Below are 25,100 nucleotides of genomic sequence, written 5' to 3'. Positions count from 1 at the left end.
CTTCCCAGCCCTTTGGCCTTTGTCGGAAGCCTTTGGGTATAGGGCCGCTGCTTCGTGGATGCCACGATGAATGCGGCATGGGGCAATCCCGGCAAGTGGGGCGCTGCGGGATGTTCGTCAGCTCTGGCCCAAGCCGGTGTCGAGGGCGGCGGATTGCGCTGCGAAGTCGTCGGGACGGCGCTTGCGGAAGGTTTCGAGATTGGCGAGCTTCCAGCGCAGTGCCGGCAGTTGCGCGGCGTGCTGGCACTGCACCAGCGACCAGTCCGGTTCTGCGCGCGCCAGCCCGCTCAGAAACTGCTTGTGCGCGGTGTTCAGTCGCTGTGGCAGCTCGCGCCGCATCCTGGCGCGAGCGTCGAGCAGCGTCTCCAGGGAGCAGTCCACTTCGGTCATGCCGACAAAGGCCCGCTCGTACTCGCCGGCGATGTCCTTGTCGTTGCCGAACAGCACTTCGTGGGGCGGCCGGTTGTGGCCCGCCAGATAGATCACGAAGCACTCGACCATGCCGTCGCTGATGTCGCCCGATTCGTAGAGCTGCCACACGTCGAACAGGTCGCGGGGGTGCTGTCGATCCAGCGCGGCCACCAGCTTGCTGGCGTACAGCTCGTCCGGTGCCAGAACCGGCAGCTCGAACTCGACGCCGAACAGATCGCTGGTCTTGGCGCTCAGCGGCCGCCGCTCGACGGGCAGCACGCTGCCGCGGAACACGACGTTGACCTCGATCTTCACCTGGCTGGCGTCGTTCTCGACGATCAGCTTGGTGTCTCCCAGGTCCTTGGCGCGAACCAGGCGTGTCTGCACGCCCAGTGGCGCAACGCGCGCGGCGATGGCGGCCAGCTCCTGGTTGATGGCTTGCAGCGCTTCGTCGCGCGGCGTCTGCCACGGGAGGTACACCACGTCGATGTCCACCGACAGGCGCGGCATGTCCCGCACGAAGAGGTTGATGGCCGTGCCGCCCTTCATGGCGAAGATGTCGTTGGCGAACACATCGGGCGCGACGGCCAGCAGCAGGCGAACGGTGTCCGCGTAGGTCTTATCCATGAGGTCTCAGGCTCAGCAAGGTGCCGTCATCGAGCCGGCTCATCCAGCGCGTGTTGCTGCCGGTGCGAACCGGGTACTGCTCCAGCAGGGCATCGACGTCCACGAGGCTGGTCTCGCGCGCCCAGGTCAGGAACAGGCGCACGGCCTTCACGCTGGCGCAGCAGGACAGCAGTTGCCCGAGCAAGTCCTTGCGGGGGGAACGCAGTCCATCGAAGAGGTTGCGGGCCTCTTCGAGGCTCTGCTTGACGCCGGCTTCGTACAGCAGCTCCAGCACGGCACGCTCGGGGGCTGCCACCCGCAGATCCTCGGGCAGGCCAGGCGGCGTGGTCAGGGTCTTGCCGGCCAGCGCCGTGTCCGGCCAGTCGAACAGGCGGGCGTGGACGTAGCGGGCCGGAAAGCGCGAAGTGAACCAGGCCGGCAACGCGAAGCGACCGTCGCCCCACAGCACCAGCGCCTCCCGGCTGCCCAGGTTGTGCCGCACCCCCTGCAGGGCCAGGGCGCTCTTGCCGCCGACGTGCAGGCCGGGCACGCGCTGTTGCAGGAACTTCAGCGCACCGTAGACCCCGAACTCATCGTTCGGGAAGGCATAGACGCCATGGGCCAGGCGCACGAGCCACCCGCCGTCGGCATAGTGGGCGGCGAGCTGGGGCGACACCCCGAACTGGCTCAGGGTGGCAAGGTCGAACGGCGCCCCACGGGGGAGTCCCGCCTGCAGTCGCTTGATTACCTGGTGCCGAAAATTTCCATTCATGCTATAATAATAACACAGAATCCAATCGACCCTAGAGCCATTGCAAGAACGTGCAGGGAAAGTAGCATAAGGTTTGATTTATCGCTCAGAATCTAATCGACCTGCGGCCCGAGCCAACCCGGCTCTGCCGGCCGCAACCCGCCCTCCTGATCGCGGTCTATGCTGGAGGGCAGGCCACGACCGGCCGCTCCGCGAGGTGAGGCACCACTGAAGCCGAGGCATATGAGCATGAGCACCAACACGCACAACGGGCGCTGGAGCCACCGGCTGGGCCGGGGGGCTGGCCGTGCCTGGCGTGGATACCTCCGCCGCGAGCAGCGTGTCGCCGGCTGGCTGGTGACGCGCGGGGTACCCGCGGGCGCGGCGACGGCGGTGCTCTGGATCGTCAAGCTGGCCGTACTTGGCATGCTGCTATACACCGTATCCTGGCTCGTCCTGCTGCTGGCCTTTGCGGTGGTCGCCGCATGGCTCGCGCGGAACGCCGACGAGGACGACGAGAAGCAGCCGGAACTTAGAGACGGACACTCGGGCGTCGGCCTGTACGACAAAGATGACTGGCGGATCGACATGGGCGATCCCGACGAGCCGTAGCGGCCGCATCAACGCGAGAGAGTGCTCCTTACTTCGCAGCACCTTTCGATACAGCCGTCATCGCAAGGCGAGAGCCACTACCCCCAGCCGACTTCGCATCGGACGTGCCAGTGATAAGACCGCCCAGGAAGTTTCCGGCGCGAACGCCTGCCCATCCGAGTGCCATGACCCAGAACGTCGGCAACACGATGAACATCGTTGCCATGACGAAGTTCAGCAGCATGTCACCGAACGCATTGTTCAGGCCGATCAATGGGTCGAAGTTGGCGTGCGGCCTGTCCGCGCCAAACCCCCAGCCGTAGAGCGCATCCAGGATCGTGCTGTCGATCCAGCGCGCGAGCTGGAACCAGAAGTCCACGAAGAACAGCGCGAACTGGACGCAGCTCACCGTCACCACCGTCTTCAGGTCGTAGGTGCCGATCAGCAGCACCAGTGGGATGCAGATGACGAGCGCCATCTTGAGCATGGTCAGCACCATCGGCAGCGCCTGGCGCACCACGTCCATTGCCGGAAAAAAGCCCAGCGAGCCGACGGTCAACCCCAGGTCGCTCGCGCCGCGCGTGACGACGTTCGGCAGCGTCTTGTCGATCTGGCCGCCGTAGTCGGTGTAGACGGCGCCCTGGTTCATCTTCTGCTGCCTCGGTGAGACCACGGCGCGGATCACCGAGTCATTGACCTCGCTCTGCGACAGGAATCCCACCCAGCGCCCGATGCGGGTCAGCAGGTCCGGGTCGACCTGTGCCAGCAGCCGGCTGCGCAGTCCCTGGCCGCCATCGGCCCACCACTGCCGGCAGGATGGATAGCCGCCGCCGCTGCCCACCTGTGCCAGCCCCGCATCGCGGGTCGCGTCGTAGGGCCAGGCCGTGCGTGGGGTCTTGGCGCGATAGGTGTCATAGAAGCCGGGCGTGTCGAGGAAGTAACTCGATCCGATCCAGGTGACGTCGTTCATCTGCTCGTCGGAGAGCGTCGGCCGGTTCATGAACAGCTTGGCGCGCGACGGCCCGTAGCAGTCGTGCGTGAAGTCGGCGACCTCCTGTGCCAGCACCGGATCGTCGATGCGCGTGGCATCCACATCCATGCGAATCTGACGCAGGTCCGTGCCGCAGGGAATCGCCGCCACCGCGGAGCCCGTCACGGCTTTCGACAGCGCGTGCATGAAGAACCACCACACCGGCACCAGCGCGCTCTGGTCGTTGAGCGCCGTGTAGACGTTGGACCAGCCCGTGTCGTTGGGCAGCGGGACACTGACCTGGCATTGCGCGGAGCGCGTGGTGTCGAACCTGATCGTGGCGAGATCCACCAGGATGAACGGGATGCCGGCGAACATGATGACCACGATCGCCACCCACACCCGGTTCTCGATGCGCATCGACGACAGCACGCCCTTGTTGCCTTCGTCCGCACCTTCGCTGCGGGCCTTGAGCCACTCCTGGATCACGATGGCCACGAACGGCAGCGCGAACACGCCGCTGGCCACGAGGATGCTCCAGATGCCGTTGTTGACCACCCAAGCCACCAGGGTCAGGTAATACTCCAAGTAGTCCGTGGTGTAGAGCGTCATGCCTGCCTCCCGGTCTCAGCCGTGCCGCAGCAGCTGGCTGGCTTCCAGCGCGACCACGGCGATGACGGCCGCGATCTCCGTGCGCAGCAGGCGCTGATGCGTCTCGCGGGACGGCTCCCGCCGCAACAGGCGCCGACGCATCCACCACCAGCCGTAAGCCGTCGCTCCGTAGAGGCACAGACGCCACACTAAGAAGTGGCCGGCGTGCGCCTGCAGCCAGTGCTGCCAGCCCTCGACGCCGCCGACCACGTGGATGCCGGCGATGTTCACCGCCACCGCGGCGGCGACCACCAGCAAGGTCCACAGCAGCGCCACGCCGACGCGGCGGTTGAACAGCCATGGCAGCCGCAGCCAGGCGAGCCGGCTCATGGCGTACCGCTCCGCGGCTTCTGGACTTCCCGCAGACGGTCGCGCGTGGTGTCGCCCTCGAAGACGCCGCGCGAGCCGGCAGCGCGGGTACTGTGGCGCTGGATGATCGCCATCGCCGAGTTGCCGGCCAGCGTGCGGCGCAGCTCCAGCTCGGTCTTGAGGTTGTTGATCTCCTGCTCCAGCGCGCTGTTCTCCTGGTCCACCGCCTGCACGGCGAGCTCGTTGGCGGCGACGTTCGGCTCCTTCTTGCCGGTCAGCAACGTGCGTTGCAGCAGCAAGGCCTTCTCCAGCACGCTGGACAGCGCAGCCTCGGACGCGAGGCGCCGGCCCAGCACGTCCTGGTCGGGCTCGTCACGCAGGGCCTCGATCACGCCGCGGGTGATCGGCAGCGAGCTGCTGCCGGCCGCGTCGAGATTGGCCAGTGTCGTCGGCCGGGCGCCCGTCACCAGTTCCTGCAACACCTGCAGCTTGGTCTCGTACTCTTCCTGGATCACTGGCGTGAGCCCGACGCCAGGCGTGGTCTGGGTCTTCGTGCAGTTTTCGCAGGTGCGTTGCTCGCGTTCGCCCAGCACGCGGTTCGCAAAGGCCGCGGCCGCGCCAGGCGACGACCAGGTCTGGCAGGTCAGGCGGTTGCCGCAGGCGCTGCGCGCGATCGACGAGGTATCGGTGGCGCTGCGCCCGTTGAGCAGGTTGTAGCCCGCGCGCGTCACGTCGCCGACCACCTTGATCGAACTCTGGCCGGAGCCGCCCGCGTTGCCGCCGCCGACCCAGGGCACGCCGTTGTTCCCTTTGTTGGACTCGGCCTGCTCGATGGCGGAGACGGCATCGGTGCTGCTGACCGCATCCCGCAGCGCCATCCCTTCGGCGAGCTGGTCCCAGCCGGCCTGGCCGCCGGCCATGTCCGCCATACGATTGGCGATGGCGCGGCAGGTCATCTTCGAGCGGTCGAAATCCAGGCGCGCCTGCAGGATGCCGTTGGTGAGCAGGTTGTACAGGCCCGGGTCGGCGCGCTGGATGATCAGGGCCGGCAGCGAGGCCACGGCGCTGGTGGCGTTCTGGATCACGTTGCTCATGATCGTTTGGAAGCCGTTGGTGATGCCGTTGAGCTGGTTCTGCAGCGTCGTGGTGATGCTCATGTCGCCGCAGATCAGGTTGCTGTTCCAGCCGACGCCGACGCCGATGCTCTGCATGTTGCCGGCACCACCCATCGACACGGCCCGGCCGCCGCCGATGCTGTAGAGCACGTCGTCGCCGATCACGCTGCCGCTGACGTTCACGCCATTGGGATCGATGCGCGTCTGCCCCCAGGCGACGCCGACGACCAGCGTGATGGCCGCCACGAGCAGCGTGGCCCCCAGGGGCGATTTCGCGCGGCGGAGGAAGTCAGAGAGGGAGGCGTTCATCGTGGGTTCCTCACATGAAATCGACGCTGCCGAGGAAGACCTGGCCACGGCGCCGGCAGCAGGAGTACGGCCGCCACAAGGCCCAGGCGTAGTCGCCCTGCTGGGCCTGCACGCGGGTGCGGCTGTGCGGGAAGACCACGCAACTGTTCGAGAGCGTGGGCGTCAGCTCCTGCCACTTGCCCGTCGAGGCGTCGGTCTCCATCAGCGCGCCGGCCGGCCAGTAGCCGTCGCGGGCGTTGGCCAGCAGGGGCTGATACACGTGAATCTGGTTGCGGCGCGTCACGATGTCGCCCGCGCGCTGCGCGACCACGGCGCCGCTCTTGTGGTCGTCGGTCTGGTGCAGGAAGCCACCGCGGGGATACACGTTGCCCCAGAGGTTCAGGCCGGTGCGCGTACCGATTTCGCGCCGGCCGGGGATGAGCGCTTCGGGGTAGAACGCTTCCGGGATGTTGTAGCGCCAGGCGATCGTGTCGAGCGTGCTCAGCAGATACGGCATGAAGGCCGTGCCAGCGCCTTCGCAGGTGTAGCCGGAGGCGCTGGCGAACTGGCTGAACACCAGCCCGGCCGGATGGCCGATGACATCGGCGTTCTTGAACTTGGCGAGGTTGTTCTCGTTGTCGTGATTGGTCGTGCCGTCACCGCCAGCCTTGGCGGTCGGGTTGGGTATGCTCATCGCCCTGACCTCCAGCCACGGGTTTTCGCCAGTGTTCGAGTAGCTCGACACCACCGCATCGGGGACGTAGTGGCGCACCTTGACGGAAGTGCGAACCGAGCAGCCGAAGGGCGTGCAGTACAGCCAGTAGCAGATACCGACCACGCGGTATTCGAGGCAGTCGGGGGACAGCGCCGACGAGACGATGGTGGCGGTGTCCAGGGCGAACGTCGACGTGGCCGTGCTCAGCAGCAGCGAGGCGACGGTGGCGCGCAGGCGCCGGGATGCCAGCAGGAGGCTCATGGCTGCGTGCTCCGGTAGGCGTTGATGCGCGCGACGGCGCGGGGCACGTCGGGCTCGCCGTAGACCACGTAGCGTCGATCGACCACCACGGCGGGAATCTTGGCGATGCCCAGTCCCCAGGCATCCGCGACACCTTGGTAGGCGTGGCCGATGCGGCGTTGAAGGGCCTCGCCGCCGTCATGCAACCGCTGCCGCACCAGGGCTGCAGCCTGTTGCGGGTCGGCCGGTAGGTGCGCGGCGAGTTCGACCTCGATGCGCGTGGCCTGGTCCAGCTCGATGATCCGCACGCCGGCTGGAGCCTGCACCGGATGACGGCTGTCGGTGACGACGAGCACGTCGGCTGCTGCAGTCTGGGTAAACATGAACAGCACTGCCCACAGTCCGGGCGCAATGCTGATGGTCGGCAGCCGGGGCGAAGCCTTGAAGACGGGGGCCGGCATATCGGGCGTCCTTGGAGTCGATCAAAGTCACAGTCGACTTCAAGTGCCGATCTAGCGCGACAAAGAAACCGCATCCGGCCCCTGCCGGTTTCATACCCTATGCCGTTGTGAGCGTTGTGATTGCCTCCTGTCGGAGGCGGAGATCAGGTGCGGGACGCTGAGGTGCCCGCGAACCCAAGAAACGCATGCTGTAAGCGAATCGGCATCGACGGCTTGGAGCGTGCATGTAGGCTCTGCCAAGTCCCGTCACTGATGTCGCTCGGGGCGAGGCGATCTACCGAGCGCGAAACTCTTCTCAAGTAAGCGTTGACGCCATCCGCGGATTCCGAAGGAGCGCCGGCAAGAACGTACCCCACCATGAAGCCGATAGCATGGTTCTCGCCGTACTTCTCCTGGATGAATCGATCCATGCCCTCGACGACGTACTCTCGACACAAGTGAGTGTCCGACCCGGCGATTCGTTTGCATTCGATGATCGCGTGCGGATCATGCTCCTGCGTGCGCAAGAAAATTTCGACGAACGCCAGCGGGATGTCGGTACGTCCGTCTGGCAGCATCACGTTGCTTTTGGATCGCGATTCCGTGCCAGGCAGCACCATGATCTGCTTCCACGGGGAGTTCTTCAGCGCAATGCGCATCCCGTCCCGCAGGCGCTCGGTCATGATTACCTCTCCAGCGTTGGCATTCACGTCCTCGGCTGCGCATGCTCGCTGCCAACCTGCGGCCAGTGTCAGCAGAATGACCGCCACAACCTCGGGCTCAAGTTCAATGAACTCTCTGCCCAGTGCAGGAGGTGCCTCATAGGGGATCCTCAAACTTTGCCCCCTGAAAAGCTCTCCGCGACCACTGCATCGGCATCTTCCAGTGCCGCTATGCCCATCCAGTAGCGCCGCGCTGCTGGCTTGATGATCACGACTTCGTTGCGTCCGTGTACTCGCAATTCCCGCTCTGCACTGAGCGCGGTCGCAATCTTGACTTTCAGGCGCCTGCCGATACGTGCCAGTACTTCACCCAATTCGCCTTGTGGTGCCACGACGCTCACGCTCGCATTACCCGGCCCTTCTTCCAAGACAAAGCGCACGACGCGCAAGGCCGAACTGCTTGGCAAGTCGAGCACTTCGGCGCGCATGTGCCGCTTATTGCGAACGGAAAGCCAATCCTCGATAACGGACAGGAACGTCTTGGCATACGCCGTGACCTCAGTACGACTGTCCGATGGCTCCACGGATGATTCGCGGCCGGTTTCCCATTGCCACCCGGCGCGAAGGAGGCCGTCTCGAATGACAGTTCGGTCGGCATCGTTCAGTTCGTACAGATCGAAGACAGCTTCGTCCAGTTCAGCCCATCCCCTCTCGTCGGTGCCGTTGGCGCGCAGATTCTTCTCAATCTGCAGCAGGCGCTGGCCAGCCTCAGATTTCACTGCGCTCGTGAAATTAGGCACCGGTAGGAAGCTGAGGTCGCGAGCCAGCAGCTTCCTCTTGTAGATTCCAAACTCTGCAGCGGTCAGATAGAAGAACCATGTCGCAAAAGCAGAACTCAACACGGTGGCAAGCAAATGTGCCGTCCGCGTGTGCCCTCTCGGAAGAGACACTGCGAAGTATGAGTTCGTGAAGACGAGATCCCGCTCGGAGACGGCCGCCAAGACGCGTGGACTCCCCAGAAGCATTTCCTTCACGATGAGAAGCGGGGCTTGATATATCTCCCGCGATCGTGGCCATTGTGCCTTCGATTGGCTGAAAGTCGGCAAATCATCGGGAATGTTGAAGTGCTGCATGTCTTTGACTTGCAGTACATCCAATCCTTTTAGCGGGCGAGCATCGCGCGTCTGATTCTCTGGGGCCCCGCGAATCAATCCAACCTGGAAGGTAGTGTCGAGTAATGAGAGTTGCTCGCCCAGATTTCTGTGGGCCGAAGTCAAGTCATCCAGCAATAGGAGGTCACGGCGCCGGCCAACGGCTGCTGCCTTGAGCTTCAACGGCTGTTCTTGGATTTCGTCGAGTGTCAAAGTGATGACGTCACTCGGCGCCACCTCGAACGAATGAGTCCTTGCACCGCTGGGCGTCCACGGGATCTGAACGACCGTGACCTGATCCGTTCGCTGCTTCGGTCGATGACGGGCAAAGAGAACCACTGCGGGCATGGCCGCTGTCGCGAAGAGCCAACTGCACAAATTGGACAGATTTACCAAGGTGATCGGAGCCACGGCTCGCATCACATGCTGAGCTGCTGCCATGCCGGTGCCGCTGCGGCTGAAGAACGGCATCGCGCTAAGAATGATGCCGAAACGGGTCTTCTCATGTGAGAACTCCGCCGCTCGCAACACGAAATCCAAGCCTTCACCGCGCGGTTGCGCAGGTACGCCCGCAACCCTGGTCTTGCGCCGCGCTTCGGTTCCTGTCTGCCCCCTAAAGCTCCAAGGGGGATTGCCCACGATAAGGTCGAACTGCTTCAGCCCTGTCGGCGTCGCCAGCACGGCCTTGCCATCTCCATCACGTTCGACAGTACGAGCGTCACCGACGAGCAATGTCCTGCCGATCAATGGCTGGAACTTCAGGGACTGCGGTGGTTGCGGGTCAGGGTCCAGCTCAAGCGCAGCCAGGTACAGGCTGAACGCAGCGACGCGAATCGCGGCTTCGCTAATGTCTACGCCATACACCTGCCCGTAGAGCGTCGAGCGGATCAGCTCCCTCGTGGGCGGCTGACCTTGCGAGCGAAGATGAACCAAGCGCCGCAGCGCTTCGACCAGGAAGACACCGGAGCCGCACGTCAAATCCAGCACCGACTCCCGTCCAGATAGACCATCCATGACCTCATCGAGGACCAGCGAGACGACGGACAGTCGCGTGTAGTGCACGCCGTTTCGCAACGCTTCTGTGCGCTTTCCTCCAGTCTGCGGCTCAGCATGTGCAAACTGCTCGTAGATCGAGCTGATGAGCTCGACCGGAATCACGTCGAACTGGTACGGGAAGAAGCTGAGTTGCCCGCTTTCAGGATCGACAGCCTCCAGGAACTCCGCAACCCGCGTCAAATGGTGAGCTGCTGGTGTCGTTTTCACCGACGAGGGCGGAAACATATCGCCGTTGAAGGTCTGGGCCAGCCATGCGAACAGCTTGCTGGTCGCTGGCCGGTCGCGCAGGATCGCCGGCAACGCCGTGCGGCCGCATACCCGCTTCAACCGCGCCGCACTGACGATCTCGCGGTCAATCAGGTACTGGGTGAAGATCACGCGCCCAATCAAGGCCTGCGCCGCATCGCGCGCGAGATTGCCTGCGACCAAATCGCGTTCGAGACATCCAAGGTCAGACAGGAGCTTCTGATCGACGCTGGTCTTGCGATCGATGGCCGGCACCTGGGCCCAGAATTGGCCCGTCTCGATCGCCAGTCGGCCGGCCAACTCGTCCAGTTCATGAAGCGAACCTTCGATGTTCTCGAAACGCCGAATCAAATGTCTCTGGGCATCGCCTTCTTTCGCGGGTGTGCCGAAACCGTTGTACAGGTCGATACGCTGCGGCGAGATCACCCACAGCAACGGCGCGAACCCCTCGTTCCAGACCTCTCGTCGCCACTGGCTGACCAGATCGTCTGCAGGCGCGCTTTGCTCAAACTTGAAGTAGACGGTCAACGACGACGCGCTGCGCCACAATGCGTCCGGAACAAAAACGCGGCCGTGGCGCGAGGACTGCGCCTCGGCCCCCAACCGAAGACCGGGCGCGGGTTGCCCGTCCGGCAGGTAGCCGGTTGCGGCGAGCACCTGTTCCAGCGTGGCAGTGTTCACGCCCTACTCCGGATAGCTTCGGGTGGAAACGGCAACGCTGCCTGGCTCGGCGTCGGGACGATCGGCAGCATGTGCTGCTGAAGCCGCATGATCAACGGATCGAGCGGGATGACGAGAGTCGGTTGCGTCGGCGCCGGTCCAATCCCCTCGGGGCCGATATCGCACAGGGTCGCCGAAGTGGCCGTCACGAACGCCACGGACCCATTCAGCGCCAATGCGCTACTCGTGCCCAGCAACCGAAAGAGCGCGTCAACGCCGACGCTGACGGTGGCGATGTGCACTCCCAACGAGCTGACCAACTCATTGGTAACGGCCAAGCCTAGGAGATCCGCGAAGGTGAATCGGGCAGCCTTCCCGGTCTTGGACGCCAAGTAGGGCACGGTCTTGCGCCAATGCCGCACCGTTTCGACGGACACGCCGGTTAGCGTGCGCATCTGGTCCTGAGTGTACTGGATGGCGGTGACGGCAGACATTCGCGTTGCTGGCAACTAGAAAATATGCAGATTCTGCCATGCAAAGGTGTGCTTCTCAACAGGTAAAGGCCGGTTCAGCCGCCTATCCCACAAGCCTTCCAAGCTTCCGAAAGTCGCGACCATCAGAGCGCATCGCGAACGTGTGGATAGGGGCAAGACGCAAGGCGCCCCCGGAAGGGGCGCCTGCGGACTACAACAAGCCGGCTTCGGCGAACGAGTACGGGCTGCCCTTGCCGACGATGAAGTGATCCAGCACCCGGACATCGACGGTGGCCAGGGCGCTCTTCAGCCGCTCGGTGATCACACGATCAGCGGCCGAGGGCTCGGTGTTCCCCGAGGGATGCTGATGCGCCAGGATCAGCGCCGAAGCGTTGAGCGCCAGCGCACGCTGGACCACCACCCTCGGATACACCGAAGTCTGGTCGACCGTGCCCTTGAACAGCGGCTCGTAGGCGAGCACCTGGTGCTGGTTGTCGAGAAACACGACGGCGAAGATTTCGTTCGGCTCCGCGACCAGTTTCAGGCGCAGGTAGTCGCGCACGGCGGCGGGACTGCCCAGCGCCGGACCGGCCTTGAACACGCGGTTCTCCAGCAGGGTGATGGCCTGCTGGATGATCCAGTCTTCGTGCTGGGCGGCGATCAGGGTGAGCGACTCCGGGCGGGAGTCGGCGATGGCAAGAGACATGGCGAACCTCCAATGGATGAGATCGGAGGGCGCCTGCCCCAGGAGGGCAAACCCTCCGGGGGACGATGGGGATGGAACAGGTGACGAGCGGGCATCCACCACCGCGGATGCGGTGGCTGTTCGCGTCAAGGGATGCGATGCGAACGGGTTTCGATCAACGCGGACGAGCCGCGCCGCAGCCTTGAAGATCGATGGCTACCTGGGCATGTCACCGGCGACGCCGGCGGGCATGTCTGGGGAATGGGCGGGTTCGGCCGCGGTCGTGCTGCCGGCGGCGAGCAGGTCGATGGCCGACAGCAAGGCATCGCCTTCGACGGGACCGTGCAGCAGGAGGGTCTTGCCGGACTCGCGGTCGCGCAGTTGCAGGGCCGGCGTGGCCGCGATGCCCTGCTGTGCTGCTTCCGCCGCCTGGGCACGGATGACGGCATCGGGGCGCTCGCTGTCGAGACAACCCTGCATGGCCGGCGTGAGGTCGGGATAGCGCAGGCCCTCCGGCAGGCCCTGGCCGTCGCCACGGGTGTTTGCGTAGAGCCAGGCCACTGCCTGCCAAAGCGCGGCGTGTCCGCCCGTCTCGCCCGCGCACTCGGCCAGGCGTGCCCCGGCAGTCGCGGCCGGCTCGTGCATGGACAGCGGCAGGTGGTGCCACTGCCAGTTCACCTCGGGATGGGCGTCGATCCAGCGCTTGAGTTCGGGGAAGTAGGCCCGGCAGTACGGACACTCCAGGTCGGCGTAGCCGACCACCGTGAAGCGCGCATCGGCACGGCCATACAGCCAGGGCGGGCCAGCCGGTTTCGGCCCCTCGGACCCGGCGGCGGCCAGGGGCATGGACTCGGTTGCCGGATGCGGCGCGCGCAGCAGCATCCACGAGGCAACCGCAATCGTCACCACGATCAGCAGACCGATCCAGGGATGACGGCGGGCGAATGAGGGCAGGCGCATCGTGTCGCTCCCGTCAGGCCAACGTATCCAGCGCCAGCGGTTCGATGCCCCGCGCACGGTCGATCTTCTCGGCCACGCGGAAGGCGGCGTCCAGCTCGCTGATGCCGCGCTGCTGCATCAACTGGAAGCGTTCGGCCTTCTCTTCGGGCTCGGTCATCGCCATCGCCAGGTAGAGGCTGGGCGGCACGGCGCGGAACAGCACTTCCATCGACTTGGACAGGATGACGCCCTCGCTGAACTTGCCGGCCTCCTTGCGGGCCGAGAGCATCAGCGCCTTCTGCGAAGCGTTGAGTTCGCGGAAGCGCGCGATCTTCTCGACTTCATCGGGCGGCATCGACAGGCAGATCCACCACTCGATCATGTTGAGCATGGGCTCGGCCGCTTTCGGCAGGTCGTCCAGGTTCTGCGTGGCGAGCCAGAACCAGGCGCCGAGCTTGCGCCACATCTTGGTGATCTTGACCACGTAGGGCGCGAGCAGCGGGTTCTTCGTGATGATGTGGCCTTCGTCCGTCACGTTGATGATCGGGCGGCCCAGGAACTGGTCGCGCTCGGCGATGTTGTTGACGGTGTTGATGAGCGAGATGTAGGCAATCGAGAGTTGGGCGTTGTAGCCCTCGCGCGCGAAGGTGGCGAGATCCACGATGGTGATGTCCGCCTCGGGCCACGGCGTGCCGGACCGGTCGAACATCTCGCCGTCCACGCCTTGGCAGAACATGTCCATGGCGTCGGCCATCTCCAGCAGCCGTGCGCGCCGCATCTCAGGCAGCGTGGCGTCGCGGGCGCGCTCGCGCAGCGCCTCGCGCACGTCGCGGGTCAGTACCGTGCGCTTCTCCGCTACGCAGCGCTGGGCCGCATCGAGGATGCACTGGCGGATCAGGCTGCGGTCGGCGCGCGTCATGCGCGCTTCTTCCTTGTCCTCGCCGCCGGTGATCATCAGCCGTGCAGTGATCTCCAGTTCGCCGAGCACGTCACGCTGCTCATCGCCTTCCACGGCCATGCCGGCATCGGTCTGGTCTTCGTCGAGCGCATCAGCGTCCAGCGTCTGTACCTGGCTCGGCGTATCGACCAGGCGCCAGGCGTCGGCGAACGGAGCCAGACTGACGCCCGCGCCGGGCGCGAGCTTCACCCGATGCACGGTGAGACCCAGCCGTGCGGCGAAGTCGCCGAACAGGCCGAAGCTGTTGCCCGCCTCGACGATGAACAGGCGCGGCCGATAGATCGCCGTCACCTGATTCAGGATGTTGTTGAGCGTCGCGCTCTTGCCCGAACCCGTGGGGCCGAACAGGAACAGATGCGCGTTCATCTGCCGGTCGAGGCGGTTCAACGGATCGAAGGTGATCGGCCCGCCGCCGCGGTTGAAGAACGTGATGCCCGGATGCCCCGTGCCCTGGCTGCGGCCCCAGACCGGCGCCAGGTTCGCCGCATGTTGCGCGAACATGAGCTGGGTGTACCACTGGCGCTTGTCGGCAGCCGGATCGAACACGCACGGCAGCCAGCGCAGATAGCTGTTCAGCGGCGCCACCTCGTCTTCCTCGCGCACCGGCTGCAGGCCGGCGTTGAGCATCACGTTGACGAGCTGCAGGCCGCGCGCATCGAGCTGGGCCAGGTCGCGGCCGCGCAGGTAGAACGCCAGCGCGCCGCGGTAGAGCTTGTGCGCACTGCCGATCAGGCCGCGCGCCTGCTGCACGTCCTGCCGGGTCTGCTCCGAGGCCAGGGTCTCGCCGACGGCCTTCCTGGCGAGGTGGTTGAGGTGTGCCTCCAGCACGTCCTGGGGCGTGGCGACCAGCGTCAGGCACATCACCGTGTCCTCGGGCATCTGGTCGAACAGCGCGTTCATGGCGTCGCCGCCCTTGCGCGTCTCGCCCGTCAGATGGCCCGTCACGGGTGGCGTGCGCAGGCGATCCATCACGATCACCCGATGCGGCATGCCGTCGAAGAACCACAGGCCGTTCGGCACGTCCGAGCGTGGCTGGCCGAAGAACAGGCGCTGCGCGAAGTCGGTGCCGCTGGCGAGTTCGATCTCGCCCTCCTCCCGCTCTTCCGGGTAGCGGGTCAGCGCGTAGAAGCGTTCCCGGTCTTCGGCAGTGGCGCCGAGCAAGGTCGGGTTCGGGTTGAACCAGCGCAGCAGCCAGGCGTGGATGTCCGCCGCGCCGAGACGCCGGGCCTTCACGCCGGCATTCGCCAGCCCGCCGACGAGGCGGTCGCAGATCGTGGTCAGCGCCTGCTCGGGCGACTGGCCGCGCCGCGAGGCCGGGGCGGCGGACGTGCGGCGGTAGACCACCATGCGCACGCGCCGGACCTGGCCGCGCCACGGCAGGCGCGTCACCGTGGTGTCCTCGAACAGGCCACCCGGCTTGGCGATGGCCCGCAGGTGATGGGCGAAGAAGCGCAGGTAGAAGTCGCTGAACGCGCTGCCCTGCGCACGCGGCTGCAGGTAGTTCGCCAGGGAGCGCAGATAGTTGTCCCAGTCGGCCTCGTCCTGGGCGTAGAGCTGCACCACCCAAGGGTTGTCGTCCAACTCGTCGAAGGAGTCCTGCAGGGCGTTCTCCAGCGCATCGCGCGCCTGCCATAGCCAGGCCATCTCGCGGCCCTCGGTGCCGACCGGCGCCAGTTCGAAGAAGGCCGCCACCGACTGGCCGTCTTCCAGCAACATGCACTTGCTGCCGGGCAGGTACTCGACCCAGGGCAGCAAGTCCGCGAACGACGGCGCGACGCCATAGAGCGCATCGTGGTCGGCCTGGGTGGCCGGTCTGCGCCGGCCCCGGCCGAGCGCGCTGCCCGGCTCGGCGACACCCGGTGCCGCCAAGGCCGTTACGTGCCGTGCCCAGGCATCATCGGTCGCATCCGCGGCGTCAGCAGGCGATGCGCCGGGCTTGCGTGACCACCAGGCCATCAGTAGTCCTCCACGCGCTCGCCCGGCATCGCGTACTGCACGCGCTGGTAGAGCGGGAACACCGTGCTGTAGCCGGGCACCGGCACCGGGTCGGTGCCCGCCAGGTGCGGGAATACGTACATCACCAGGTCGGGGTTCGGCAGGCGGTGGAACTGGCGGTAAATCTCGTTCTGCGCGGTACGGGTGTAGCGCGCCTGCATGCCGGGCGTTGCCTGCACAGCGGCCTCGGTCAGCGGCCGGCGCAGGCCCTGGCGCGCATCGAGCAGTTGCCGGGCGGCTTGGCCGCCGCCCGCGCTGCCGCCGGTCTCCTGATGCCAGATGTCGAGCATGGTGCTGTCGCCGTGCGGCAGCAGCTTCTCCTTGCTGGTAGCGCAGCCGCCGAGCAGGGTGGCCGCCAGCAGCACGGCGGCCGCGTCAATCCAGATCCGAGGCATGGGCTTCTCCGGTGCGGTGGTGGACCCGACGCCCCTTGGCGTCGTAGTCGATGTCGAGCGGCTGCTCCAGATGCACGGCCACCCTGGCGCCAGGCTGCACGTAGACCGCCGCGAAGGCCTGGCCGTAGAGCTTGTTGACCCAATCGGCCATGTCGCGCACGCCGCCCGCGAGGATGCGGCCCATCGCTTCGTTGCCGCTGATGCCGACGGTGCCCAGCGAGCCGTTGCTGTTGGCGACCACGGCCACGCTGCCGTTGTCGGACTTGATGAGCGAGGCCGCGCCGGCGCCGGCCGCGGTGATGAGTGCCTGGCTGCCCAGGTACTGCTGGGCGTTGCTGCGCCGCTCGCCGCTGACGCAGGGAATGCCGTAGGGGTCGCTGATCCAGCCCAGGCCGCCTTGGATGCTGGCGCCGTTGTGCCCCGAGTTGCCGCCGCTGCTACTGCCCTTGCTGCTGTCCTCCGGCACCGTGCGGATGGTGCCGTCCTGGAACACGAACGTGACCGAGCGGATTTGCCCGCGCACGCACGAGAGGGTCCAGTCGCCCGAGGCCGTGCCGCTGACCACGGCGCCGGCGACGTCGGGGATGTCGATGCCGTTGGCCGTGAGGTTGTCCGGGCCGATCAGCACCTTGAACGGGTACGGGTCGTTGACGGTTCCATCGATCGGTACGCGCCCGATCAGCGCCGTCATGGCAATCGACCCCATGAGCGTGGAGTTCGACGGCACGGTGTACACGGCCCTCGTGGATGCGCCCACCGCGCGGCTGCCAACGTCGGCGACGGATTCCACCGTGGCCGACAGGCTTTTCTGGGCCGGCCCGAAGCTCGATGGAAAGCCCGGCGCTTTGCTCCCGCTCGTGGCGTCCACTTTGGCATCGTCGGGCTCGACCCACTGCGTGTTACTGGTGCCGCGGTCGAAGCGCTGGCCGTCACCCTCCTCCAGCCCCAGCCCGACGGGCAGGTCGGACGGGCCGCCCTTGCCCGCAAGGCCGTCCAGTTGCCGCTGCAGATCCTGCATCAGCCCCTCGGTCTGCTGCCTGTCGCTGGCCACTTGGGCGCGCTCCTGCTCCAGGCGGCTGCGCTCGCCTTCCAGCGCGCTCTGGATGCGTTGGTCGATCGCGCTTTCCCGCGCGCGCAGGCGCTCGTTCTCGGCCTTGTGCTGCTTGTTGTCGCCCAGCGCGCTCTGCAGCTCGGTGCGCAACTGCTTCACCTGGGCCACCAGCGTGGCGACGGTATCGCGCGGCGTGTCGCCAGCGATGCCCAGGGCTTTCATCTCCTCGGGCGTGAGCGTACTGGCCGCGCCCTTGGGAGCGGGCTGGCCGCCGGGCGCGCCGGAGAACAGCTTGATGCCGACGAACACCAGCAGCAGCGCCATCGGGATCAGCAGCCACTTGAGCAACGGATTACTTTTCATCGCGCGCTCCTCCGGTCGAGCCGGCCGCGGCGGCCGGCGGCAGGTTCACGCTGGCGTCGATCGGGCTCAGCGCCGGCAGCAGCGACTCGGCCAGGCCGTGGCCGCGCGTGACCAAATAGAGCACCGTGGTGTCGGACGGGGTGCCGGCCGGCCCCAGGTTCGGATGCTGGAAGGTCGCCGCCACGAAGTTCCCCTGCAGGGCGCGCGGGTCGAGGTCGAGCCAACGCGCGGCGGTGTTGGTGAGTCGCACGGCCGTCACCCACTGGTCTTCCAGGCGCCACGCGGCCAATGCCCGCGCGTGCACCGGCAACGTCGGCAGCAAGGTGTCCAGCGCGAGGCCGCGGCGCAGGTTTACGCGCCCGATGCCGGCGACCGGCTCGACGGTGCGCAGCGGCGCGTACAGGTTCTGTGCGGCATGGCGCGTCAGCACGACCGGTACCGGCGTTTCGCGCCGGGGAACGGATTTGCCCGCGGGCGCATCGGCCTGCTCGTCCGCGCCGCTTGCTGCACCGCCGCCGTAGCGCTTGGCGGGGGCTTCCGCATCCACGATGCGCACCGGCTCCAGCGGCGCCTGGCCGTCCTTCGCCGGCTCGGCGGCGATGTCGAGCAGGATCAGCGCGCCGGATTCCACGTCCTGCAGTTGCAGCCGCGTGGGCGGAATCGGCTCGCTCGCCCGCAGGTAGATCGCGCCGCCCGCACTCTGCACGCGCAGGTGATCGCCAACGCTGGCCGGCACGCCGACGCGCACATTGCGGTCGATGAAGACCACGCGCTCCTGGCCGACCACCAGCGGCACCGGCAGGGGCAGCCGCTCCCAGCGCAGGATTTCCACGGCTTGGCTGGCCGGCACGAAACCGAGGATCAGCAGGACGCCGGCCAGGGCCGACAAGGCAACGGACTTCATGGAGAGTCTCCCTGCAGGTGGCCGGAGGCGTTGGCGGGCGCGCCGGCCTGGGTCGGCGTCGGCGGCGGTTCGATGCGCTGGGGTGCGCTGGCGTAGCAGTCGAGCGCCAGGCCAAAGGGGTTGCGCTCGGGGTCGATGTCTAGCCGGACGACCTTGATGGGGTAGCGCACCAGGGCGCGCTTGACCTGCTCGGAGCCGTAGTATTCATCCGCGCTCACGTCGAGCGTGACGATCCAATCGCGGTCGGAAACCACCTTGACGCGCGTGGCCGGATCGTCGCCGTAGCCGCGGCCGGGAATCTCGTAGATGCCGCGCACGCGCTGACGCAGCTCGCCACTGGCGCGCCGGTACTCGTAGTCCTGTTGCAGAAAGGCCCGGCAGCTCGGCGTCAGGTAGGCCGACAGCGCGCGCAGGTTGCGCGGGTAGTCTTCTTCGCCGTTCGTGGGCCAGCGCTGTACCTGCTGCCAGATGTAGAAGGAGAAGGCATACACGCTCTCGGGCGGCACGTCCCACCACTTGCGCGTGCTGCCCGAGCGCAGGTCCGGCGGCACATGGATGGTCAGACTCTTCGGCGCACTCCACCAACCGAAACCGAGCAGCAGCGCCACCACGAACAACGCGCCGGCCCCCAGACGCAACGTCTTCACGTGCGCCTGCAGGTGCGCAACCTCGTTCTTGAAACGGCTCATGGCGCACCTCGATCGGCGTTGCGCCGGGTCGTCCAGTAGCCCGAGCGGGTGATGAGGCGCTGCCCGCCCAGGAGCGCTGCCAGCGCCGGGTGCCGCAATGCCAGCCGCCACTGGAGCTGCCGGTACAGCCAGGTGTCGGGCCGGCCGCGCTTCTGCGCACGCAGGAAGCCACCGCCGACGAAGACGCCCAACGCGATGCCGGCGACGATCAGCGTGGGCACCATGGCGATGCTGTGCGTGAGCCAGGCCAGCGGCAGGCCGAGCGCGAACCCGGCTGCGGCCGACAGGCCGGCGCAGATCCACAACTCGTCGGCGGTCAGCCCGCGCACGACCACCGGCTGGCGGTTCAGCCGGTGCGGCAGGAACGTCACCAGCGTGTCGCGCGGGGTCTCCGAGGGGACGGCCATCGCTTGCCGCCCTCAGAGCACGCCGGTGGCCTTGGTGAGCAGCCAGATGCCGACCACCAGCAGGATCGCGCCCACGGCGACCGTCAGGCCGAACTGGCCCCAGGTGGCGCGGCCGGTGTGGATCTCCGAGTAGCGCGTGTAGGCGTGATAGCAGACACCGACGAACATCGAGGCGACCACGAGCAGCGCGATCAGCAGCACGATGTCGTAGCCGTAGTTCTGCAAGGTCTGCAGGATGCCGCTGAACACAACGCGATTGCCGTGGCCAACCACTTGGCGCAACTGCTCAAGCGGCCTGAAAGCAAGCTCAAGACCGTTCTTTCGACGCACCACACGCTGTTCTTCAATGTGTTGTGCAATGAGTTGAAGAATGCCAAGCGGTATTTCATCAACAAGAACTCAACAGGTAGCAGCTACGTCTTGCGTGAGGAAACGGGCGACACGCCGTTCTTTCACCACGTCGCCGCTCTGGCCGAGCTGTACCAGGCTGCACAGGAAGACCGGCTGTTCACCCACCACTTCAACATGCTGCGCACGATCCTGGAGAAGACGGCGAGCTTTCACGGCCACAAGAACTTCTCGGTTTGCATCAAGCAGCAGGAGGATGACCCGGACGGCATCCTGCACGCCCGCCTGATCAACATCCTGAGTCACGGCAATTATTCGCTCTACGAGCCCCAGCAGATGCTGGACGAGAACAAGGCCTATTTCAGGAAGATTCTGCATGACTTTCTGAATCGCTACCCATTCAATCCCGAATTATTCCCTCAAGCCGTTGAGGCAACAGGTACACCATGACCGAATACGAAAAGCAAAAGCTGGGTAGGACTCTTTGGGCGATTGCCGATCAACTGCGCGGCGCGATGAACGCGGACGACTTCCGCGATTACATGCTGGCCTTCTTGTTCCTGCGCTATCTGTCGGACAACTACGAGGCCGCCGCGCAGAAGGAACTGGGGGCTGACTATCCCAGGCTGGCTGAGGGCGACCGCCGCGCGCCGCTCGCGGATTGGTATGAGAACAACGCCGACGACACCGCAGAATTTGAAAAGCAGATGCGCCGCAAGGTGCACTACGTGGTTCGCCCGGAATACCTATGGACCAGCATTGCGGAACAAGCTCGCACCCAGGACAAAGAGCTGCTGCACACCTTGCAAAACGGCTTCGCCTACATCGAGAACGAATCCTTTGCCAGTACCTTTCGGGGCCTGTTCTCGGAGATCAACCTAGCTTCGGACAAGCTCGGCAAGACCTACCCCGAGCGCAATGCCCGGTTGTGCAAGATCATCGCCGAGATCGCCAAGGGGCTGACACAGTTTTCCACCAACAGCGACACCCTGGGCGATGCCTATGAATATCTGATCGGCGAGTTCGCCGCGGGCTCAGGCAAGAAGGCCGGCGAGTTCTACACGCCGCAGCCGATTTCCAGCATTCTCTCGGCCATCGTCACGCTGGACGGGCAGGAGCCGGCAACGGGCCGGCGCCCGCATCTGGACAGTGTGCTGGATTTTGCCTGCGGCTCAGGCTCGCTGTTGCTCAACGTGCGCCACCGCATGGGGCCGCATGGCATCGGAAAGATCCACGGCCAGGAAAAGAACATCACCACCTACAACCTGGCGCGCATGAACATGCTGCTGCACGGCGTGAAGGATTCGGAGTTCGAGATTTTCCACGGCGACACCCTGCTCAACGAGTGGGACATGCTGCGGGAAACCAACCCGGCCAAGATGCCGAAGTTCGACGCCGTGGTGGCCAATCCGCCCTTCAGCTATCGCTGGGAACCGACCGATGCGCTCGGCGAGGACGTGCGCTTCAAGAACCACGGCCTGGCTCCAAAGTCGGCGGCCGACTTTGCTTTTCTGCTGCATGGCTTCCATTTCCTGAAGCAGGACGGTGTGATGGCCATCATCCTGCCGCACGGCGTGCTGTTCCGTGGCGGCGCGGAAGGGCGCATCCGCACCAAGCTGCTCAAGGACGGCCACATCGACACCGTGATCGGCTTGCCGGCCAACCTGTTCTTCTCCACCGGTATTCCGGTGTGCATCCTGGTGCTGAAGAAGTGCAAGAAGCCCGACGACGTGCTGTTCATCAACGCGGCCGAGCACTTCGAGAAAGGCAAGCGGCAGAACCACTTGCTGCCCGAGCACATCGACAAGATCATCGACACCTACCAGTACCGCAAGGAAGAGGCGCGATATTCGCGGCGGGTGCCACTGGATGTCATTGAGAAGGAACACGACTACAACCTGAACATCTCGCGCTATGTCAGTACCGCAGAGGCCGACGAGGAAATCGAGATCAAGACGGTCCATTCTGAACTGGTTTTGTTGGATCAAAAAATCAAGACGGCTACCGAGCGGCACAACGAACTCCTCAAGGAGCTAGGGCTGCCCTTGCTACCTTATGGCACGTCGATGACTTCGCCGGAATAGTGTGCAAACCGTATTCGCGCCGTGGAGCCACTTACCGGTTGCACTACAGGTACTTCTTGAACGTCGCCGCCGCAATGCACACCGCCACGCCGAGCAGTGCGGCGCTGGGCAGCAGGATCAGCAGCGGGTTCACGCTGACCGGCAGTGCCAGGTAAGTCACCCACGGCAGTACGGCCAGCGGGATCAGGCTGGCCCTGGCGCGGTGATAGATGAACCCCGATTCGCGTCCCGCGCCGAAGCGGCGGATGTCCCGGCGCACCAGGCCGTCCACCAGCCCGACGAAGGCGGCCATCAGGAACAGCGGCAGGGTCAGGCACAGCACCAGCAGCCGCACGAGGAAGACCAGCGTCGTGTAGGCCGCCGCGATCAGGTAGCTCTCCACGTTCACGTAGACCAAGCCGATGTAGTAGCGGAAATCCTTGGTCGGGCGATGGCTGCCGGCGCTGGCCTGCGTCGAGGCGTCGCGTATCCAGTCCAGCAGACCGCTCTTCACGAACAGACAGTCGTAGCCCTGCTCGACCAGCCGGTGCGCGGTGCGCCCTGGCTCCTGCACCAGCGCGCTGCGCGTGAAATGCGTGGAGAGCTGATCCAGCTCGTAGTGCAGCATGCCCTGCGCGTGGCGCCAGCCCTGATCGGGCCAGAAGAAGTGCATGCCGACGCATTCGATCAGGATGCACAGCAGCAGCGCGCCGCACAGCACGCCGAAGAAGCGGAACGGCAGCGTGATGAGGCCGGCGATCAGCCCCTGCTGTCGTTGCTGCTGGCGCTGTGCCGCGACGGCCGGATCGCTCATGCTTCGGCCTCTTCAGCGGCGGCCATCTGCTTGAAGTCGTCCAGCAGGTCGTCGGGCAGCGCCTTGTCCTGCAGGCCGGGGATGCCCTGGTTCTCCCACCAGTCTCCCGCCTCGACGTAGTGCTGTCGCATGTAGCCGGCCAGCTCCTGCAGATCCTTCGGCATGGCTTCGTCGGGGTCGGGTGCCGGCAGCGGCATGCGGACTTTCCAGAGGTTGCCGCCCTCGGTCAGCGCGAAGCACTGCCCCTTGGGCAGCGCCACCACATGCGCCGGCTCGATCAACGGCACGCTGTTGCTGCTGATGCGGTCCTGGGTGTTGGACGTGAACGCGGTATTGCCGTGCGGGTCGGAGCTGTCGGTGGCGCCGCTCATCAGTGCCGTGGCATACACCTCAACCTTGGGCAGTTGTCGCGTCAGCAGTTCGGCGGTGGCGGTCTCGCGCACGCGCAGCATGAACAGGTTGTTGAAGTTGCCGACGACCTGGCCGGCCTTGGCACGGTTGCCGATGCGCGCCTCGATGTCGCTCAAGGTCTGCGTGTAGGCCGTCACCTGCACGCCGGCACCGCCGCCCTTGTTGACCATCGGAATGAACTCGTCGCCCATGAGTTCATTGAATTCGTCGGCGTGGACGTTGATCAGAATCTTGGCGCCCACCGCGGCGCCGGGCAGCCCGTCGTCGATGCCGAACTTGTAGATGTGGCCGGCGACCGAGACGAGATCGCTGAACATCGAGTTGCCCACCGCCGCCGCGACTTCGGCGTCGGACAGCGCATCCAGCCCCACGTAGACCACCGCGCGTTTGCGGATGACCTGCATCCAGTCGAAGATCGGCCGCGGGTCGGACAGGTCGGAATAGTTCGGTGCGAGCAGTTGCGCGATCTTGCCGGTGGTGAGCTTCTCCAGCAGCGGCAGCAGCGAAGCGACGATCTTGTCGAAGTACGTCCGGTCGTAGCGCACGGCGCTGCGCAGGCCGTCGAGCACCGGGTCATAGATGCGCACCTGGGACAGGTACTGTTCGAGGGCCACCACGCGCTTCTCGCGCCCGATCATGTTGCGCGGGATGTTCTTGTCGTTCAGCTTCGCTTCGAGCTGGACGATGACCTCCCAGGCCTTCGGCTCGTTCTTGGCGAAGTAGTGCTGGGCGTACTCGATGAACAGCGCGTCGATGTTGATGACGTGGCGCTGGATCAGCAGGTAGTCCGGCCGCTGCCCCAGCTCGACCAGGGCGCGCGCGATGATGTTGACGAAGCGCCATGCGAATTCGCGGAACGCGGCGCTGTTGCCTTCGCCCGAGAGCTGCCCGGCGATGCGCGTGGCAACCTCGGAGATCCGCCCGAACCGGCCCACGGCGTTGTAGCGCGCCGAGATGTCCGGCCAGCCCAGATGGAAGACGTAGAACTCGCCTTCGCGCCCGGCGCGCTTGGCCTCAACGTACATGCGCTTCAACAGATCGGCATCGCCCTTGGGGTCGAAGACGATCACCACCTCGTGCTCGCCGCGGACCTTGCGGCGGATGTCTTGCGTGATGAACAACTCGGCCAGCCGCGTCTTGCCCACGCGCGTGGTGCCCAGCACCAGGGTGTGGCCGACGCGCTCGCCCAGCGGCAGCGAGACATCGACCTCGTGCGGCTCGATGCCATGCAGGCGCGGCATTCCGCCGAGCGGTGGCAGCGGTCGCGCCGGGTTGAGCGGGCTGTCCCAGGCCAGCGCGCGCGCCAGCGTCGAGACGGGAAACGGGGCGAACTCAAGCCGCTCCTCCAGCCGCCGGGCGGCCCGGTAGATCGCCGTCGGCTCGACATAGCGGCGGAACTCCGGCCGGTAGGTCTGCATCAGCCGGTGCGTGTGCCGCTGCTCCCAGCGAAAGCCCCGGCCGACGAACAGCCGTTGCTGACTCACCGGTACGTCGCGGCTGGTCATCACGTAGCGCGGCAGGCGGCGGATGTTGCGGCGATAGCGCAGGATCGCCCAGGCATCGCGCAGGCGAATCGCGCCGAAGGTCAGGAAAGCCAGCGCCGAGCCCAGGCCAAGCAGCGGGTTCAGCGCAAGCGACCACGGTGCCACCAGGCACAGAATCGCGGCGCCGGTGCAGACCACCACGGTGTAAAGCTCCACCGCTGGCCGCAGCAGCACCTCGACCGCATGCGGTTGGGCCATT

At 65.8% G+C, this 25,100-nt stretch carries 24 protein-coding genes; 3 read left to right on the top strand and 21 right to left on the bottom strand.

Annotated elements, in window-relative coordinates:
• Positions 1 to 117 precede the first annotated feature (117 nt).
• Both AC1PPL_RS01245 and AC1PPL_RS01240 read right to left on the bottom strand, forming a co-directional pair.
• A complete protein-coding gene (locus AC1PPL_RS01245; RefSeq protein ID WP_017462894.1) occupies positions 118 to 1,038 on the bottom strand; it encodes a nucleotidyl transferase AbiEii/AbiGii toxin family protein in 921 nt (306 codons plus the stop codon).
• Positions 1,031 to 1,789, bottom strand: a complete 759-nt coding sequence (locus tag AC1PPL_RS01240) for a type IV toxin-antitoxin system AbiEi family antitoxin domain-containing protein (protein WP_479972430.1) — start codon at positions 1,787 to 1,789, stop codon at positions 1,031 to 1,033. Before AC1PPL_RS01240 ends, AC1PPL_RS01245 begins: the two co-directional genes overlap by 8 nt.
• Before the next feature lie 228 nt (positions 1,790 to 2,017).
• Between AC1PPL_RS01240 and AC1PPL_RS01235 the strand changes: the two genes are divergently transcribed.
• Positions 2,018 to 2,380, top strand: coding sequence for a DUF3742 family protein (locus AC1PPL_RS01235; protein ID WP_023125135.1), 363 nt, complete (start codon positions 2,018 to 2,020; stop codon positions 2,378 to 2,380).
• Between the two features lie 28 nt (positions 2,381 to 2,408).
• Here the strand turns inward: AC1PPL_RS01235 and AC1PPL_RS01230 are convergent, their stop codons facing one another.
• From AC1PPL_RS01230 to AC1PPL_RS01150, 17 genes are all read right to left on the bottom strand, one after another.
• Entirely contained in the window at positions 2,409 to 3,941 is a 1,533-nt protein-coding gene (locus tag AC1PPL_RS01230) for a conjugal transfer protein TraG N-terminal domain-containing protein (RefSeq protein WP_479972429.1), read from the bottom strand.
• Positions 3,942 to 3,956: 15 nt separating this feature from the next.
• Positions 3,957 to 4,310: a hypothetical protein gene (locus AC1PPL_RS01225; RefSeq protein WP_065085015.1), complete on the bottom strand. Its 354-nt coding sequence runs from the start codon at positions 4,308 to 4,310 to the stop codon at positions 3,957 to 3,959.
• Positions 4,307 to 5,713 carry an integrating conjugative element protein gene (locus AC1PPL_RS01220; protein WP_017462899.1) on the bottom strand — a complete coding sequence of 469 codons (1,407 nt, stop codon included), beginning with the start codon at positions 5,711 to 5,713 and terminating at the stop codon, positions 4,307 to 4,309. The genes AC1PPL_RS01225 and AC1PPL_RS01220 overlap by 4 nt, the downstream gene beginning before the upstream one ends.
• Positions 5,714 to 5,723: 10 nt before the next feature.
• On the bottom strand, positions 5,724 to 6,668 hold the full coding sequence (locus AC1PPL_RS01215; RefSeq protein ID WP_059401245.1) for a TIGR03756 family integrating conjugative element protein: 945 nt from the start codon (positions 6,666 to 6,668) through the stop codon (positions 5,724 to 5,726).
• Positions 6,665 to 7,108: a TIGR03757 family integrating conjugative element protein gene (locus AC1PPL_RS01210; RefSeq protein ID WP_016446147.1), complete on the bottom strand. Its 444-nt coding sequence runs from the start codon at positions 7,106 to 7,108 to the stop codon at positions 6,665 to 6,667. The genes AC1PPL_RS01215 and AC1PPL_RS01210 overlap by 4 nt, the downstream gene beginning before the upstream one ends.
• Positions 7,109 to 7,251: 143 nt before the next feature.
• The gene (locus AC1PPL_RS01205) at positions 7,252 to 7,770 is read right to left on the bottom strand and encodes a hypothetical protein (protein WP_017462901.1); all 519 of its coding nucleotides are present in this window, start codon (positions 7,768 to 7,770) and stop codon (positions 7,252 to 7,254) included.
• A 149-nt stretch (positions 7,771 to 7,919) separates the two neighbouring features.
• Positions 7,920 to 10,883 carry an HsdM family class I SAM-dependent methyltransferase gene (locus tag AC1PPL_RS01200; protein WP_031688111.1) on the bottom strand — a complete coding sequence of 988 codons (2,964 nt, stop codon included), beginning with the start codon at positions 10,881 to 10,883 and terminating at the stop codon, positions 7,920 to 7,922.
• On the bottom strand, positions 10,880 to 11,356 hold the full coding sequence (locus AC1PPL_RS01195) for a MerR family transcriptional regulator (RefSeq protein ID WP_016446149.1): 477 nt from the start codon (positions 11,354 to 11,356) through the stop codon (positions 10,880 to 10,882). Before AC1PPL_RS01195 ends, AC1PPL_RS01200 begins: the two co-directional genes overlap by 4 nt.
• Before the next feature lie 190 nt (positions 11,357 to 11,546).
• The gene (gene radC, locus AC1PPL_RS01190; RefSeq protein ID WP_003140985.1) at positions 11,547 to 12,041 is read right to left on the bottom strand and encodes a RadC family protein; all 495 of its coding nucleotides are present in this window, start codon (positions 12,039 to 12,041) and stop codon (positions 11,547 to 11,549) included.
• A 195-nt stretch (positions 12,042 to 12,236) separates the two neighbouring features.
• The gene (locus AC1PPL_RS01185) at positions 12,237 to 12,980 is read right to left on the bottom strand and encodes a DsbA family protein (protein ID WP_016446150.1); all 744 of its coding nucleotides are present in this window, start codon (positions 12,978 to 12,980) and stop codon (positions 12,237 to 12,239) included.
• A 13-nt stretch (positions 12,981 to 12,993) separates the two neighbouring features.
• Positions 12,994 to 15,873 carry a conjugative transfer ATPase gene (locus AC1PPL_RS01180; RefSeq protein ID WP_479972428.1) on the bottom strand — a complete coding sequence of 960 codons (2,880 nt, stop codon included), beginning with the start codon at positions 15,871 to 15,873 and terminating at the stop codon, positions 12,994 to 12,996.
• Positions 15,873 to 16,307, bottom strand: coding sequence for a TIGR03751 family conjugal transfer lipoprotein (locus tag AC1PPL_RS01175; RefSeq protein ID WP_043221487.1), 435 nt, complete (start codon positions 16,305 to 16,307; stop codon positions 15,873 to 15,875). Before AC1PPL_RS01175 ends, AC1PPL_RS01180 begins: the two co-directional genes overlap by 1 nt.
• Positions 16,288 to 17,721 (bottom strand): TIGR03752 family integrating conjugative element protein, encoded by a 1,434-nt coding sequence (locus tag AC1PPL_RS01170; protein WP_071574238.1) that lies wholly within the window; start codon positions 17,719 to 17,721, stop codon positions 16,288 to 16,290. Before AC1PPL_RS01170 ends, AC1PPL_RS01175 begins: the two co-directional genes overlap by 20 nt.
• On the bottom strand, positions 17,711 to 18,625 hold the full coding sequence (locus AC1PPL_RS01165) for a TIGR03749 family integrating conjugative element protein (protein WP_065085011.1): 915 nt from the start codon (positions 18,623 to 18,625) through the stop codon (positions 17,711 to 17,713). The genes AC1PPL_RS01170 and AC1PPL_RS01165 overlap by 11 nt, the downstream gene beginning before the upstream one ends.
• The gene (locus tag AC1PPL_RS01160) at positions 18,622 to 19,314 is read right to left on the bottom strand and encodes a PFL_4703 family integrating conjugative element protein (protein ID WP_065085010.1); all 693 of its coding nucleotides are present in this window, start codon (positions 19,312 to 19,314) and stop codon (positions 18,622 to 18,624) included. Before AC1PPL_RS01160 ends, AC1PPL_RS01165 begins: the two co-directional genes overlap by 4 nt.
• A complete protein-coding gene (locus AC1PPL_RS01155; protein WP_023443884.1) occupies positions 19,311 to 19,721 on the bottom strand; it encodes a TIGR03750 family conjugal transfer protein in 411 nt (136 codons plus the stop codon). Before AC1PPL_RS01155 ends, AC1PPL_RS01160 begins: the two co-directional genes overlap by 4 nt.
• 12 nt (positions 19,722 to 19,733) lie before the next feature.
• Complete coding sequence (locus AC1PPL_RS01150) at positions 19,734 to 20,093, bottom strand: TIGR03745 family integrating conjugative element membrane protein (RefSeq protein ID WP_479972592.1); 360 nt, start codon at positions 20,091 to 20,093, stop codon at positions 19,734 to 19,736.
• Here AC1PPL_RS01150 and AC1PPL_RS01145 point away from each other — a divergent pair.
• Together AC1PPL_RS01145 and AC1PPL_RS01140 are read left to right on the top strand one after the other, a co-directional pair.
• Positions 19,983 to 20,519 carry a hypothetical protein gene (locus AC1PPL_RS01145; RefSeq protein WP_479972427.1) on the top strand — a complete coding sequence of 179 codons (537 nt, stop codon included), beginning with the start codon at positions 19,983 to 19,985 and terminating at the stop codon, positions 20,517 to 20,519. The genes AC1PPL_RS01150 and AC1PPL_RS01145 overlap by 111 nt on opposite strands.
• Positions 20,516 to 22,153 (top strand): type I restriction-modification system subunit M, encoded by a 1,638-nt coding sequence (locus AC1PPL_RS01140; protein WP_065086184.1) that lies wholly within the window; start codon positions 20,516 to 20,518, stop codon positions 22,151 to 22,153. Before AC1PPL_RS01145 ends, AC1PPL_RS01140 begins: the two co-directional genes overlap by 4 nt.
• A gap of 43 nt (positions 22,154 to 22,196) precedes the next feature.
• Here the strand turns inward: AC1PPL_RS01140 and AC1PPL_RS01135 are convergent, their stop codons facing one another.
• Complete coding sequence (locus tag AC1PPL_RS01135) at positions 22,197 to 22,946, bottom strand: TIGR03747 family integrating conjugative element membrane protein (RefSeq protein ID WP_065086183.1); 750 nt, start codon at positions 22,944 to 22,946, stop codon at positions 22,197 to 22,199.
• Positions 22,943 to 25,099: a type IV conjugative transfer system coupling protein TraD gene (gene traD / locus AC1PPL_RS01130; protein WP_479972426.1), complete on the bottom strand. Its 2,157-nt coding sequence runs from the start codon at positions 25,097 to 25,099 to the stop codon at positions 22,943 to 22,945. Before traD ends, AC1PPL_RS01135 begins: the two co-directional genes overlap by 4 nt.
• Position 25,100 lies beyond the last annotated feature (1 nt).

Source organism: Diaphorobacter sp. B2A2W2 (genome assembly GCF_056730635.1).
This window is presented reverse-complemented; position numbering and strand designations above follow the sequence as displayed.

Excerpts from the sequence above, each read along its gene's own strand:
- AC1PPL_RS01245 (WP_017462894.1), bottom strand. The coding sequence starts at position 1,038 with ATGGATAAGACCTACGCGGACACCGTTCGCCTGCTGCTGGCCGTCGCG.
- AC1PPL_RS01240 (WP_479972430.1), bottom strand. The coding sequence starts at position 1,789 with ATGAATGGAAATTTTCGGCACCAGGTAATCAAGCGACTGCAGGCGGGA.
- AC1PPL_RS01235 (WP_023125135.1), top strand. The coding sequence starts at position 2,018 with ATGAGCACCAACACGCACAACGGGCGCTGGAGCCACCGGCTGGGCCGG.
- AC1PPL_RS01230 (WP_479972429.1), bottom strand. The coding sequence starts at position 3,941 with ATGACGCTCTACACCACGGACTACTTGGAGTATTACCTGACCCTGGTG.
- AC1PPL_RS01225 (WP_065085015.1), bottom strand. The coding sequence starts at position 4,310 with ATGAGCCGGCTCGCCTGGCTGCGGCTGCCATGGCTGTTCAACCGCCGC.
- AC1PPL_RS01220 (WP_017462899.1), bottom strand. The coding sequence starts at position 5,713 with ATGAACGCCTCCCTCTCTGACTTCCTCCGCCGCGCGAAATCGCCCCTG.
- AC1PPL_RS01215 (WP_059401245.1), bottom strand. The coding sequence starts at position 6,668 with ATGAGCCTCCTGCTGGCATCCCGGCGCCTGCGCGCCACCGTCGCCTCG.
- AC1PPL_RS01210 (WP_016446147.1), bottom strand. The coding sequence starts at position 7,108 with ATGCCGGCCCCCGTCTTCAAGGCTTCGCCCCGGCTGCCGACCATCAGC.
- AC1PPL_RS01205 (WP_017462901.1), bottom strand. The coding sequence starts at position 7,770 with ATGACCGAGCGCCTGCGGGACGGGATGCGCATTGCGCTGAAGAACTCC.
- AC1PPL_RS01195 (WP_016446149.1), bottom strand. The coding sequence starts at position 11,356 with ATGTCTGCCGTCACCGCCATCCAGTACACTCAGGACCAGATGCGCACG.
- radC (WP_003140985.1), bottom strand. The coding sequence starts at position 12,041 with ATGTCTCTTGCCATCGCCGACTCCCGCCCGGAGTCGCTCACCCTGATC.
- AC1PPL_RS01185 (WP_016446150.1), bottom strand. The coding sequence starts at position 12,980 with ATGCGCCTGCCCTCATTCGCCCGCCGTCATCCCTGGATCGGTCTGCTG.
- AC1PPL_RS01180 (WP_479972428.1), bottom strand. The coding sequence starts at position 15,873 with ATGGCCTGGTGGTCACGCAAGCCCGGCGCATCGCCTGCTGACGCCGCG.
- AC1PPL_RS01175 (WP_043221487.1), bottom strand. The coding sequence starts at position 16,307 with ATGCCTCGGATCTGGATTGACGCGGCCGCCGTGCTGCTGGCGGCCACC.
- AC1PPL_RS01170 (WP_071574238.1), bottom strand. The coding sequence starts at position 17,721 with ATGAAAAGTAATCCGTTGCTCAAGTGGCTGCTGATCCCGATGGCGCTG.
- AC1PPL_RS01165 (WP_065085011.1), bottom strand. The coding sequence starts at position 18,625 with ATGAAGTCCGTTGCCTTGTCGGCCCTGGCCGGCGTCCTGCTGATCCTC.
- AC1PPL_RS01160 (WP_065085010.1), bottom strand. The coding sequence starts at position 19,314 with ATGAGCCGTTTCAAGAACGAGGTTGCGCACCTGCAGGCGCACGTGAAG.
- AC1PPL_RS01155 (WP_023443884.1), bottom strand. The coding sequence starts at position 19,721 with ATGGCCGTCCCCTCGGAGACCCCGCGCGACACGCTGGTGACGTTCCTG.
- AC1PPL_RS01140 (WP_065086184.1), top strand. The coding sequence starts at position 20,516 with ATGACCGAATACGAAAAGCAAAAGCTGGGTAGGACTCTTTGGGCGATT.
- AC1PPL_RS01135 (WP_065086183.1), bottom strand. The coding sequence starts at position 22,946 with ATGAGCGATCCGGCCGTCGCGGCACAGCGCCAGCAGCAACGACAGCAG.
- traD (WP_479972426.1), bottom strand. The coding sequence starts at position 25,099 with ATGGCCCAACCGCATGCGGTCGAGGTGCTGCTGCGGCCAGCGGTGGAG.